Consider the following 12,802-nt stretch of genomic DNA (forward strand, 5'->3'; position numbering starts at 1 on the left):
TCCAGGTGTCAGCCGCTGGCGGATCGATCCGGGGCGCCCCGCGGTAGCACGGACGGGTAACGAATATGTCGACCGGCTACCAAGTGTAGCCGATGGCGACTCCTGGGAACCCCGGCATCGACGTGGTTGCGGCCGTTGGCCTGTACGTCGCGGCGGTCGCAGTCGGCCTCGTCGCGCTCGGTGGAGTCGCCGCGGGGGCCTCGAGCGACGCTCTCGTCGCGCTGGTTCCGACCGCGTTCACCGCCGGCTTGCTCTGTGGGGCCATCGTCGCGCGTGTCACCGCCGACGCCGCGATCCGATTCGGTGCCTCGCGGTTGCGGACCGTCGCTTGTTGGGCGCCCACGTGGCTCGTCGCGGGCGGTGTCGGCGTCCGCTCCGTGACCGACACAGGCGCACGGGACTGGCAGCTGCTACTGCTCGGTATCGCGTCGGGTGCGGTCGTCCTCTCGGGCTGGCTGTTGTCGCGGACGACGCGCGACGCCTACGTCGGTGCGGTGATCGACGATCGCGACGACATGCTCGTCGACTGGACGTGGTATCAATCCGGGACCCACGCGTTCCTGATCGCCATCGGCCTCGCCCTGCTCGGGGTCGGAACGGCGGCCTCGCTCGTCGCCGGCACGTCCTCGTACCGGTTCCTCCTCCCATCGATCGTCTTCATCGTCCTCGGGTGGGCACCGACGCTCTCGATCCCGAACCCGGGCGGCGACGACCTGACGCTGTTCTCGGTCTCCGGGCTCGAAGGTGCCCGCGCCGACGTCCGCGCCTATCCCGACGGCATCGTCATCGAACCTCGTCACATTCCGTCGTACAGGCGGTTCGTCCCGTGGGACCGGATCGTCGACGTGCGAACGACCGCGGATCGACTCGTCCTCGAGCGCCGGTGGCGACCGGCCGTTCGCTGTGATCGGTCGGCGATCGAGGACGCCGAGGTCGTTCGCGACGCGATCGAGCGGGCGCGGCGGGGGACGGCCGATTCCCAAACCACAATTTAACGCCGTTCGAACGCGAGCCAAAACCATGAACGGACCGCGGACGAGGACCGATGGGAGCGCACCGGGATCCCCATCGAGTGCGCACGACGGGGACGAACGCCGACGGTACCGACGCCGCCGTACTCGAATCCAGCAATGACTACCGACCCACCCCAGGACGACACCGAGATCCACCAGTTAGACGAGGACACCGTCGCCCGGATCGCCGCCGGCGAGGTCGTCGAGCGACCAGCCAGCGCGGTGAAGGAACTCGTCGAGAACAGCTTAGACGCCGACGCCGACAGCGTCGACGTCACTGTCGAGGCGGGCGGCACCGACCTGATCCGGGTCGCCGACGACGGCCGCGGAATGAGCGAGGCCGACCTTCGGGCGGCCGTCCGCGAACACACGACCAGCAAGATCGACGGCCTCGAGGACTTAGAGTCGGGCGTCGCGACGCTGGGATTCCGCGGTGAGGCCCTCCACACGATCGGTTCGGTCTCGCGAATGACCATCCGCTCGCGGCCCCGCGGGAGCGAGGGTGCGGGGACGGAACTCGTCTACGAGGGCGGCGACGTGACCAGTGTCGAGCCGACGGGCTGTCCCGCTGGAACCACCGTCGAAATCGAGGACCTCTTCTACAACACGCCCGCCCGGCGGAAGTTCCTCAAGACGACCGCGACGGAGTTTTCCCACGTCAATCGCGTCGTCACCCGCTACGCGCTCGCGAACCCGGACGTCGCCGTCTCGCTGACCCACGACGGCCGCGAGGTGTTCTCGACGACCGGCCAGGGTGACCTCCAGGCCGCCGTCCTAGCTGTCTACGGCCGCGAGGTCGCCTCCTCGATGATCCCCGTCGAGGCCGACGCCGACGACCTCCCGCCGGGCCCCCTCGAGTCCGTCTCGGGGCTCGTCTCCCATCCGGAGACCAACCGCTCGAGTCGGGACTACCTCGCGACCTACGTCAACGGCCGCGCCGTCACCGCCGACGCCGTCCGCGAGGGACTCATGGGTGCCTACGGGACGCAACTGGGCGGCGACCGCTACCCGTTCGTCACCCTCTTCCTCGAGGTACCCGGCGGGGCGGTCGACGTCAACGTCCACCCGCGCAAGCGGGAGGTCCGTTTCGACGACGACGATGCGGTCCGCCGGCAGGTCGACGCCGCGGTCGAATCGGCGTTGCTCGAACACGGCCTGCTTCGCTCGCGTGCCCCGCGTGGTCGGTCGGCCCCCGGCGAGGCGCGGGTCCGGCCCGACGCGCGCGGAACCGGAGCCGGGACCGATCCGGCCGCTGCCGGTGGCGAACCCGCGACGCTCGAGGACGGCGTCGAAACGGCGTCGTCGGCGGCGACCGACTCGAGCGGGACCGAACGCGACGGTGACGACGATCTTGTCGAGCGGTCATCGACCGACGGGGCTGCGGACGCGAGAACGGAAACGGACGCCGGCGACCCCATCGCCGATCCGAGCGGCGCGGCCGGCGATCGGGCCGCGAGCGCCAACTCGGACTCGAGCGGGTCGACGCCTCCGACTGCGGCGGAGCCCGCTGGGGAGCCGGCGTCCGACACCGGCGGGTCCGCCGTTGACTCGAGCGAGACGGAGGGGGAGTCCGATCGGACGGCCACCACAGGAGCCTCGAGCGGGTCCGGGACGAATCGGGACCGCGACCACGATGCCGACCGCAAGTTCGACGCCGCGACCGAGCAGCGAACCCTGACCGGCGAGGCCGCGACGGGCAACGAAACCGCGTTCGACTCGCTGCCTGCTCTGCGGGTGCTGGGACAGCTCCACGACACCTATCTGGTCTGTGAGACCGACGACGGGCTCGTCCTGATCGATCAACACGCCGCCGACGAGCGGGTCAACTACGAGCGCCTGCAGGCGGCCTTCGCCGACGACGCCACCGCGCAGGCGCTGGCCGACCCCGTCGAACTCGAGTTGACCGCCGCCGAGGCCGAGGCCTTCGCGCAGTACAGCGAGGCGCTCTCGCGACTGGGATTTTACGCCGACCGGACCGACGACCGTACCGTCGCCGTGACGACCGTCCCCGCCGTCCTCGAGGAGACCCTCGAGCCCGATCGCCTGCGGGACGTGTTGGCCTCGTTCGTCGCGGGCGACCGTGAGGCGGGGGCCGAGACGGTCGACGCGCTGGCCGACGAGTTCCTCGGCGACCTCGCGTGCTATCCGTCGATCACCGGGAACACGTCGTTGACGGAGGGGTCGGTCGTCGACCTGCTCGAGGCGTTGGACGACTGCGAGAACCCCTATTCCTGCCCGCACGGCCGGCCGGTGATCGTCCGCTTCGACGAGGCCGAGATCGAGGATCGGTTCGAGCGGGACTATCCGGGCCACGGCGGCTGACGGAGAGGGTTAGCCGTCCGACGGTGCCCCCGGTGCGGCGTCGGCGAGCGGCGACGCGAGGAGGTACCCGACGGCGGTGACCGTGAGGAAACCGCCACCGAGCGCGGCGACGGCACCGGTCGGGGCCGCCCGGTCCGCGACGACGCCGGCCAGAGGCAGCAACGGCGCACGGACGAGCGCATTGCCCATCGAAACCCCGCTCAGGACGGTCGCCCGGCCGGCGTCGGGTATCCGGTCGTTGAGGAACTGTGCGACGAGCGGCTTCGAGAGCGCCTCGCTACCTTTCATACCGACGAAGACCGGAACCGAGAGCAACGGGACGGCAAGCGGTAGGAGAAACGACGCGGCGACACAGACCGGGAGCCACCGGAGCGCGTGCCGGAGTCCGAACCGCCGACGGACGGCCTCGGCGTAGTAGCTGCCGACGGCGGCCACGGCCGCGAACCCCGCGTAGACGAACCCGAGCAGCGCCGCCGGTCGGATTGCGATCCCGGCGACGGCGACGTTCTCGAGCGCCCCACCGACCTGTGCGCGGAGAACGTCGACCGTGATCGGCTGGACGTACGTGTCGGCCGCGTGTACGATGCCGAAAAACAGCGCGGCGTAGGCGACGACCGCCCGAATCAGGGGGACCGCGAGTCGCGCGGCGAGTACGGAGAGCGATTCGAAGACGCCGAGCCGCTCGTCCGTCTTCCCGGAGTTCGCGGCCGCCCCCTCGAACCGCGAATTTCGCGGCATGGCGAGGACCACCAGCACGCCGACCGCGTTGAGCAACGCCGAGGCGACGAAGGGAGCGGTCGGGTGGACGACGTAGAGGAAGCCCCCGCCGATCATCGTGACGGCCGACGTCCACTGGTGGACGGCCCCGCCCCGGCCCCGTACGCGTGTGAACCGTCGCGATTCGGACGGTTCGTTCTCCGCTCTGTCGCCGCCGAGTGCGTCGTAGAGCCACGCATCGGCGGTCCCGCTCTGGAGCGCCATCGAGAGCGCCCAGAGTGCGTACAGTACCGCGAACTCGAGGAAGGCGTCGGCGACGACGAATCCCGCCGTCGAGGCGGCCATCGAGAGCATCCCTGCTCCAAGAACGAGCCGACGGCCGTACCGGTCGGCGACGTAGCCCGTCGGGACCTCAAGCGAGACGACGAGAACCGCGGACATCGCACTCAACGTCCCGATCTGGACGTAGGTGAGACCGTTCCACAACAGAAAGAGGGTAAACACCGGCCAGATGAATCCGACCGAGTCGGCCATCTGGTACAGGTAGTAGGGGATAGCGACCGAGCGCCCTCCGCGAACTCGCGACATCGTCGTCCCATACCTACTGCCGAGCCCGGAAATACGCTCGCGAACGCGAGTTTTAGTTGGAGATTTAACACTCCTGTGGGCGCCACGGCGGCAGGATTATTGCAGCGTCGGGACGACGTTCGAGGCATGGATCGCGAGCGGACGGAGCCGGCGCCTGACGATCTCGTTCCCGCCGACGCCTTCTCCCTGCTCGGACACGACCGCCGAGTCGACATTCTGCGGGCGCTTCTCGAGGCGAGTCGCACGGGGGACGAGTACCCCGCGTCGTTCTCGACGCTGCGCGAGCAGGTGGGTGCCGAAGTGAGCGCGCAGTTCAACTACCACCTCGGGGAACTGACGGGGCACTTCGTCAGGCGGACGGACGACGGATACGAACTCCGATACGCGGGCTGGGCCGTGGCGACCTCGATCCTTGAGGGGACGTACAACCGGCGGGCCGCATTCGGCCCCGAAGGGATCGACGGCCGCTGTCCGCACTGCGGGGCGGAGACACTCGTCGCGTCGTACCGCGAGGAGTGGCTTACCATCGAGTGCGGCGCCTGCGATGACCGACTCGTCAGGTACCCGTTCCCACCGGGTGGGCTCGAGTCCCGCACGTTACCGGACGTCCTCGAGGCGTTCGATCGGCGCGTTCGGTCTCACGTGGCGCTTGCCCGTGATGGGGTCTGTCCGGCCTGTACGGGGCCGATGGCGGTCACGGTTCCGTCGCTGGTCGACGGTGACGCCAGTGCCGACTCCGACGGCGACGACGCGGCCCCCGAGGACGATCCGATCGCGACGTTCCGCTGTCGCCGGTGTGGCAATCGCCTTCGACCGGAACCGGGGCTGGTCCTCCTCGAACACGAACGCGTCGTTCGGTTCGCCGCCGAGCGCGGCCGCTCGCTTTCGGCGACGCCGTTCTGGGAACTCGAGTGGTGCGTCTCCGGAGACGCCGCATCGGTAACGGCGACGGAGCCGTGGCGGTGTACGGTCTCGATCCCCGTCGGGGACGAGTCGTTGCTGATCACCGTCGACGACGAGTTCGCGGTTCAGTCCGCGACGGTCGAGAGCGCCGAACCTGCCCGGTAGCGGTACGCTCGGTTTTATTTTCCGGCGACGCCTCGACCGCCGTCGTCGCCGTCCGTCTTCCCGTCGGCCCGCTCGTCCGAATCGGGGTCGGGGTTCTCGCCGCTCGAGGCGGGCGCGTCGGTGAGAGTCATCGTACGCCGCTTCTCGTGGTAATAGAGCCAGCCCGTACAGACGAACGCGATCGCGCCGGCGACGGTGGCGATCCCGAACGCGATCCGGTAGCCGGTCTCCGTGTAGACGCGGACGCCGCCGACGAGGTCGCCAGTCCAGTAGGCGTCGAGCGCTCGCCCCATCAGGGTCGGGAAGATCGCCGCGCCGGTGAAGGCCGCGGCGTTCGTCGCCCCCGTCGAAATCCCGCTGGCACTGCTGGGGTGGCGTTCCTGAACGACCGAGTACCCCAGCACGAACGCGCCGAGCATGATCCCCGCGAGCAGAAACACCGCGCCGACGACCGGGAGCGGCGGGTTCCCGACGACCGCGAGCAGGGCGAGACAGGCGGTGTAACACGCCCCGCCGACGACCATCAGTTCGATCCGGCGCTCGAGGCGGTCGGCCAGCCAGCCGACGGCGGGCGGACCGACCATCAGCCCGAGCCCGCCAAGCAGGGTCAGCGTGGAGGCTCTGGTCACCGTCACGTCGTAGGTCTGGACGACGTAGGGGACGCCCCACAGTCCGAACAGGGTGATGTTCACTCCGGTCGAACAGAACAGCATGACGCTGATGACCCAGAGCCAGCGGTCCCGGAGGACGGCGGCGAGATGCGATTTGAGCTGCGCGTTCGTCAAGACCTCCTGTCCGGGGACGCCCTCGAGCGGTTCGAAGCCTGCGGCGCTCGGGGAGTTTCGGACGAGGGCGAAGGCGACGCCGGTCATCGCGAGGCCGAGGACGCCGAGCCCGGCGACCGTCGATCGCCAGCCGAACCGCCCGACGGCGAGCGCGAGCGGCGTCGTCGCGAAGACGCCGCCGAAGCCCGCGACGGCGAAGGTCGCGCCGCTCATCGTCGCGAACTCGTCGGTGCGGTACCAGTTCGCACAGAACCGGAGGACGCAGACGAAGATCACGCTCCCCCCGAGGCCGATCAGTCCGCGGGCCAGCGTCGCCGCGAGATAGCCCTCAGCGACGGAAAACCAGACGACGCCGACGTTCATCACGATCGCGCCGCCGGTGGCCGTCTGTCGGGGCCCGATCCGGTCGGCCAGCAGGCCCGACGGGATCTGCATCGCCGCGTAGACCCAGAAGAAGACGGCGTGGAGCGTCCCCAGTTGTGCCCCGGTCGTCCCGAAGGCGGCCATCAGATCCTCCGAGAGGACCGCCGTCGAGAGCCGGCTGACGTTGACCAGCAAGAAGAGGACGCTCAGGATCGCCCACAGGAGCCACCGACGCCGAAGCGGATCGTGCCAGAATCGCATTACGCTGGAACTCCTCCGCGGAGCGTGGAAAAAGTTAACAAACCGGAAACGCAGCCCGTATTGACGAACCGCTCATCGGTACCGGCCCGAAGCCGCCACCGGTAGGTACCTCGAGTCCGCAGTCGAATCCATGACGACTCCGCGCGAACTCGACGGCGCGAACGCCGGCGGCCAGTTCGTCCGGACCGCGCTCGCGCTGTCGGTCCGCACGAACGAGCCGGTCCGCCTCGAGAACGTCCGCGGCGACCGGCCGACGCCCGGGCTTCGCCACCAGCATCTGGCGGTCCTCGAGACGCTGGCCGAGGTCTGTGACGCCGACGTTTCGGGCGCGGAACTCGGCGCGGAGACCGTTGCGTTCGACCCCGGACTCGAGGGACATGGCGGACTCGAGGGCGGCGAGTACGCCGTCGACATCGGAACCGCCGGCAGCGCGACGCTGCTTTGCAATGCACTCTTGCCGCTGGCGACGGTCCTCGAGTCGCCGCTATCGGTCACGGTCACCGGCGGGACGGACGTGGCGTGGTCGCCACCGCTTGACTACCTGCGGCGCGTGAAACTCCCGCTCGTCCGGCGGTTCGGCCTCGAGGCGACCTGCGACGTCGACCGTCGCGGGTTCTACCCCGAGGGCGGCGGCGAGGTCACGCTTCGGCTCGAGCCGTCCGCTCTCGAGCCGATCGCCCTCGACGAGCGGGGCTCGCTCGAGGCCCTGCGGCTCTATTCGGCCGAGTCGGAATCGCTTGCCGACCGCGACGTCGCCCACCGGCAGGCCGAGGGAGCGCTCGAACGGCTCGATTCGGACGCCCCCGAACTCGCAACGCGGCGCGAAACCGCCGTGGACAGCCCGTCCCCGGGCTCCGCGATCGTGATTCGCATCGATCACGGGACCGGGATCGCCGGCGTCTCCGCCCTCGGCGAACGCGGGAAACCGGCCGAGCGGGTCGGCGAGGAGGCGTCCGACGCCGCGAACCGCTTCCTCGCAGGGGCGGCCCCCGTCGATCGACACATGGCCGACCAACTGCTTGGCTTCCTCGCGCTCGCGGGCGGCCGACTGCGGATCCCGGCCGTGACCGACCACGTCGAAACCCGGTGTGAGCTGCTCGAGGCGTTCGGGGCCGAGATCGACCTCGAGGACGACGGCGAGACGACGCTCGCCTCGGTCTCGTCGCCGTTGAACGGGGTTCCGTAGCGCGTGGCTCCGGGGTCACGGCCGTTCTCGGTTCAACAGCCCCGTTAGCACGACCAGCAGGGAAATGACGAGAATACCCGCTCCCGTGACCGCGAGTGCGAACTGCGGAGCCGCAGGATCGAACTCCGGGGCCGCGAGCAGTAGCGTTCTCAGGTAGGACATCAGTCGATTCCACACGACGGTGGCGATGACCACCGTGATCGCGAGTCCCAGAAAGAGAAGTTGGTAGTCGAACCACGTTTTAAGTCCGTCTGACGACACCATCCGGAGACATGTTCGAATAGCAACGTTATAATCGTTCGGCCGACGCGACATTTGGTAGCGTAAAGCGTCAGTCGATTCCCGCGCCACCGAAGGTGATTCGCGGTCCGAGCGAAACCCTCCCCTCGGTTCAGCGTGATTCTGCGCTGACAGACCGCCACAACTTATAGCAACGCCGTTCGTTGGCTGGAGTATGACCGAGGGACACACCGACCGTCGCGGCCGTACAACTCGGGGGGCCGACCGGTGAGCGACATCGTCACCTTCGGTGAGACGATGCTCCGGCTCTCGCCGCCGGGTAACGAGCGCCTCGAGAACGCCGACGAGTTCGAGGTCCGGGCCGCCGGGGCCGAGAGCAACGTCGCCATCGCGGCCGACCGGCTCGGCGCGTCGGCGACCTGGCTGTCGAAGGTGCCCGAGACGCCGCTGGGTCGCCGGGTCGTCAGCGAACTCCGGGGCCACGGCATCGAGACGGATGTGACCTGGAGCCACCGGGGCCGACAGGGAACCTACTACCTCGAACACGCCGGCAAACCCCGCGGGACGAACGTGATCTACGATCGGGAGAACACGGCGGTCTCGACGGCGAAGGTCCGCGACATCGACATCGACAAGATTCAGAACGCGCGGGTCTTTTTCACGACCGGGATCACGCCAGCGCTCTCCTCGACGCTGCGGGATACGACGCTCAAGTTGCTCAAAGCGGCCCGAAAGGGCGGGACGACCACCGCCTTCGACTTCAACTACCGTCGCAAGCTCTGGTCGCCCGACGAGGCTCGAGAGACGCTGACCAAGCTGTTCCCCGGCATCGACGTCCTCGTGATCGCCGCCCGCGACGCGCGGACGGTCCTCGGATTCGAGGGCGACCCGCGACAGTTGGCACACAAACTCGGCTCGCAATACGATTTCACGACCGTCGTCGTCACCCGCGGCGAAGAGGGTGCGGTCGGCTGGCACGACAGCGTCGTCCACGATCACGCGGCCTACGAGACCGACACCGTCGATCCCATCGGCACCGGCGACGCCTTCACGGGTGCGTTCATCGCCCGTCGACTCGACGGCGACAACGTCCCGACCGCCCTCGAGTACGCCGCCGCGACGGCCGCACTCAAGCGGACTATCCCCGGTGACGTCGCGCTGGTCACCGCCGACGAGGTCGAGGCCGTCGTCAAAGAGCAGGATAGGGACATCTCGCGGTAGTCGGCCGGTAACTGTTCGCTCGGTCCGAAGTCACGGCGCGGCGACCGTAACGAACGGCTGGGGGTCGGGCCTCGCTTTTTATCGACCGCTGTACTACCTCCGGCCGTGAGTCGAACCGTTCGTCCGGCGACGGTCGACGACGTCTGGGTCGTCCACGGGATCGCACGCGAGAGTTGGCACGCCGCCTACGACGACATCCTCGGCCCCCAGCGGGTCGATACCGTCGTCGACGAGTGGTACGCGCTCGGCGACCTCGAGTCGTCGATCGCGGCGGCGACGGACCGTGAGGATGCTGCCTTTCTCGTGGCCGAAGGATCGACCGACGACGGCGAGGACGGGACCGGGACGGGCGCGGACTGTCACGGGTTCGCCCACGCGGTCCCGTGGCCGGAGGACACCTCCGTGGCGTTTCTCGCCCGCCTCTATGTCCACCCGGCCGTCTGGAGCGAGGGCGTCGGCACCGCCCTGCTCGAGGCGCTCGAAACCGCCCTCGAGAGGACCGCCGACCGGCTCCGACTGGCGGTGCTTGCAGCCAACGATGTCGGGATTGCCTTCTACGAATCGCGGGGGTTCGACCGCGTCGGCACTCGACCGTCGGATCTAGGTGAGGGGCTCGAGGAACACGTCTACGAACGGCGGTTCGACGCCGACTGAGCCGGTCGTTCGCGCCACCGCAACTCGTCCCCACTGAACGGGAGAAAACTGGACGGTTTCCGGCTGCTACAGTGTCTTCTCCGCTTCCTCGTCGTCGACCACTTCGATCCCGCGGTTATTGACCGCCATCGGATCGAGGCCGACCTCCTGCAGGAAGTCCTTGTACTCGCGCTCGCACTGCTCGGCGTCTTTCTGCTTGTCGCTGGCCCGATCGCAGAGTTCGACGAGGTTCTCCGGCACGTCGTTCTGGTAGACGATCCAGTGGTTGATCAGGTCGCTGAGCCGCCGGATGGGGCTCGTGAAGTGGCCATAGATCTCGAAGTTCAGCGCGTGGTGGCCGCCGAAGGGGTCGTTCATGTATGTTGGTGGACAAATTTTATAGCCACAGGTGCGATTACCATAGGTATGAACTCTGAAGAGAAAACGGCCACCGATGGTGGTGCAACCCCTGGTATCGACCAGGAACAACTCTATACTACTGTCTATTCCGCAACGAAAGATGCGATGCTAGCGACGGTTGCCACAGTCGTGTACTTGGGACTCGCAGCGTTCTTCGTCTTCGGTGGTATAGACCTCGCGTTTTCTAACTCGGGGACGTCCAGTCTCGTCTGGGGGTTAGGCGTAAGTGTGATCGGATTCGTCATCGCCGCGGAGGCCACGGGTGTCACATCCCTGTTGAGTCGCTTTCGGTGAAGAATGGGTCCATCTTAGCGCGGCCGTGGTGACATGTGGCACGCAAGAAGTTAATTTGACAGCAAATTTGCCGCGCGAGCGGGGCATCGCATGACAACCAACCGAATCACGCGTTAACGTACCCGCTTCCCGGTGTAATCGCACAGTACCGAACACGGGCGCTCACGAAGGAAGTTCTGACAACGAAAGCTGGTCAGATCGTCTTCTCGGCGTCCTCGCCTGCTCGCAGCTCGCTACGCTCTCCGCTCGCTGTGCCGAGGTCCTCGAAAATCGGATATTTTCGGGATCACGAGACGGCGTTGCCGTCTCGGACGACCTCCCTCACAGCGTCTTCTCGGCCTCGCTCTCGTCCACGACTTCGATCCCGCGGTTGTTGACCGCCATCGGATCGAGGCCGACCTCCTGCAGGAAGTCCTTGTACTCGCGCTCGCACTGTTCGGCGTCTTTCTGCTTGTCGCTGGCCCGATCGCAGAGTTCGACGAGGTTCTCCGGTACGTCGTTCTGGTAGACGATCCAGTGGTTGATCAGGTCGCTGAGCCGCCGGATCGGGCTCGTGAAGTGGCCGTAGATCTCGAAGTTCAGCGCGTGGTGGCCGCCGAAGGGGTCGTTCATGTACCGCGCTCGAGGCATGACCTTCATCACCGCCCACTGGATCTTGTCCAGTTGGCGCTCGGGCGCGTCCTCGAGCGTCGCGTTAACGGCTTTTCGGGGATCGTCCCACGTGCTGCCGGGGATCGAGACGCCGTCGAGGTCCTGAATCTCCCGCAGCGCTTCGGACCACTCGTCGGGGCTGGGCTGAGGGTGGACCCGGTACATGGCCGAGACGCCGCGGTTCCACATGAGTTCGTGCGTGACGGCCTTGTTGGCCTTCAGCATGCACTCCTCGATGATGGTGTGGGCGCGGTCGCGGGCCGGGTTCAGGACGAGCGAGCCGTCTTCCTTGCGCTGTTCGTGCATCTGCTCTGCGAGATCGTAGACCAGCGCGTTCTCCTCGTGGAGGTCGGCGTCGGGCTCTTCGAGCCGGCTTTCGGCCTCGGCGTAGGTGAGCCGCTCGTCGGACTCGATGACCGATTTGTAGATCTCGATGTTCTCGTAGGTCAGGTTCTCCTTGTCGAGGTGCATCTCGACGGTGTGGGCCAGTCGGTCCTCGTTGGGAACCAGCGAGCAGACCGTCTCGGCCAGCACCGGCGGCAGCATGTGGACCGTGTAGCCGGGGAGATAGACCGTGTTGCCCCGCTCGACGGCCTCGTCCCACATGGCCGTCTCCGGGTTGACGTAGTGGGTCACGTCGGCGATGTGAACCCAGAGGACGTACTCGTCGTCGCGTTCCTCGATCGAGAGCGCGTCGTCGAAGTCCTGGGCATCGATCGGGTCCGTGGTCCACGTCGTCAGATCGCGCAGATCCTTCCGCTCGTCGATCTCCTCCTCGATCTCGGCCGTCACGCCCTCCGTCCGGGCCTCGGCCTCCTCCAACACTTCCGGGGGGAACTCGTCGCGCAACTCGAACTTCTCGAATAAGTCCTCGCGCTTGTTCTCGAGATGGCGCGCGAGATCTTCGGAGACCTCGACGGGACCTTGCCCTTCCACGGTCCCGGCTTCGGCCTGTGCGTCGTCACTCATGCCGAGGGCTACGCACGTAAGAGTGAAAGTCGTGTCGGGATCGGCCCCGCTCGGAACCGCCGACCGGGTGG

General features: G+C 67.6%; 11 protein-coding genes and 1 pseudogene. 7 read left to right on the top strand and 5 right to left on the bottom strand.

Annotation, left to right across the window (positions count from 1 at the left end; all coding sequences use genetic code 11):
* Positions 1 to 92 precede the first annotated feature (92 nt).
* Positions 93 to 995, top strand: coding sequence for a hypothetical protein (locus ACERIM_RS06600; protein WP_373631796.1), 903 nt, complete (start codon positions 93 to 95; stop codon positions 993 to 995).
* 135 nt (positions 996 to 1,130) lie between these two features.
* Positions 1,131 to 3,335, top strand: a complete 2,205-nt coding sequence (mutL, locus tag ACERIM_RS06605; RefSeq protein WP_373631797.1) for a DNA mismatch repair endonuclease MutL — start codon at positions 1,131 to 1,133, stop codon at positions 3,333 to 3,335.
* Positions 3,336 to 3,344: 9 nt separating this feature from the next.
* Here mutL and ACERIM_RS06610 read toward each other — a convergent pair whose 3' ends face one another.
* On the bottom strand, positions 3,345 to 4,640 hold the full coding sequence (locus tag ACERIM_RS06610; RefSeq protein WP_373631798.1) for an MFS transporter: 1,296 nt from the start codon (positions 4,638 to 4,640) through the stop codon (positions 3,345 to 3,347).
* Positions 4,641 to 4,766: 126 nt separating this feature from the next.
* On the opposite strand from ACERIM_RS06610, the gene ACERIM_RS06615 reads away from it, so the two are divergent.
* Positions 4,767 to 5,708: an ArsR family transcriptional regulator gene (locus tag ACERIM_RS06615; protein WP_373631799.1), complete on the top strand. Its 942-nt coding sequence runs from the start codon at positions 4,767 to 4,769 to the stop codon at positions 5,706 to 5,708.
* Between the two features lie 14 nt (positions 5,709 to 5,722).
* Here the strand turns inward: ACERIM_RS06615 and ACERIM_RS06620 are convergent, their stop codons facing one another.
* Positions 5,723 to 7,117 (bottom strand): MFS transporter, encoded by a 1,395-nt coding sequence (locus ACERIM_RS06620; RefSeq protein WP_373631800.1) that lies wholly within the window; start codon positions 7,115 to 7,117, stop codon positions 5,723 to 5,725.
* Positions 7,118 to 7,247: 130 nt separating this feature from the next.
* Between ACERIM_RS06620 and rtcA the strand changes: the two genes are divergently transcribed.
* Positions 7,248 to 8,303: an RNA 3'-terminal phosphate cyclase gene (rtcA, locus tag ACERIM_RS06625; protein WP_373631801.1), complete on the top strand. Its 1,056-nt coding sequence runs from the start codon at positions 7,248 to 7,250 to the stop codon at positions 8,301 to 8,303.
* A gap of 15 nt (positions 8,304 to 8,318) precedes the next feature.
* Here the strand turns inward: rtcA and ACERIM_RS06630 are convergent, their stop codons facing one another.
* The gene (locus ACERIM_RS06630) at positions 8,319 to 8,567 is read right to left on the bottom strand and encodes a hypothetical protein (protein ID WP_006651123.1); all 249 of its coding nucleotides are present in this window, start codon (positions 8,565 to 8,567) and stop codon (positions 8,319 to 8,321) included.
* A gap of 243 nt (positions 8,568 to 8,810) precedes the next feature.
* Here ACERIM_RS06630 and kdgK1 point away from each other — a divergent pair, with 243 nt between their 5' ends.
* Together kdgK1 and ACERIM_RS06640 are read left to right on the top strand one after the other, a co-directional pair.
* Positions 8,811 to 9,764: a bifunctional 2-dehydro-3-deoxygluconokinase/2-dehydro-3-deoxygalactonokinase gene (gene kdgK1 / locus ACERIM_RS06635; protein WP_373631802.1), complete on the top strand. Its 954-nt coding sequence runs from the start codon at positions 8,811 to 8,813 to the stop codon at positions 9,762 to 9,764.
* A 105-nt stretch (positions 9,765 to 9,869) separates the two neighbouring features.
* Positions 9,870 to 10,418 (top strand): GNAT family N-acetyltransferase, encoded by a 549-nt coding sequence (locus tag ACERIM_RS06640; protein WP_049965960.1) that lies wholly within the window; start codon positions 9,870 to 9,872, stop codon positions 10,416 to 10,418.
* A gap of 66 nt (positions 10,419 to 10,484) precedes the next feature.
* On the opposite strand, the pseudogene ACERIM_RS06645 reads toward ACERIM_RS06640, so the two are convergent.
* Positions 10,485 to 10,778: pseudogene (locus ACERIM_RS06645) on the bottom strand (RNB domain-containing ribonuclease); the annotation flags it as partial.
* 45 nt (positions 10,779 to 10,823) lie between these two features.
* Here ACERIM_RS06645 and ACERIM_RS06650 point away from each other — a divergent pair.
* On the top strand, positions 10,824 to 11,111 hold the full coding sequence (locus tag ACERIM_RS06650; RefSeq protein WP_373631803.1) for a hypothetical protein: 288 nt from the start codon (positions 10,824 to 10,826) through the stop codon (positions 11,109 to 11,111).
* A gap of 321 nt (positions 11,112 to 11,432) precedes the next feature.
* Here ACERIM_RS06650 and ACERIM_RS06655 read toward each other — a convergent pair whose 3' ends face one another.
* Positions 11,433 to 12,731, bottom strand: coding sequence for an RNB domain-containing ribonuclease (locus ACERIM_RS06655; RefSeq protein ID WP_373631804.1), 1,299 nt, complete (start codon positions 12,729 to 12,731; stop codon positions 11,433 to 11,435).
* Positions 12,732 to 12,802 lie beyond the last annotated feature (71 nt).

Origin of the sequence: Natrinema sp. H-ect1 (assembly GCF_041821105.1) — an archaeon.
GTDB lineage: Archaea > Halobacteriota > Halobacteria > Halobacteriales > Natrialbaceae > Natrinema > Natrinema thermotolerans.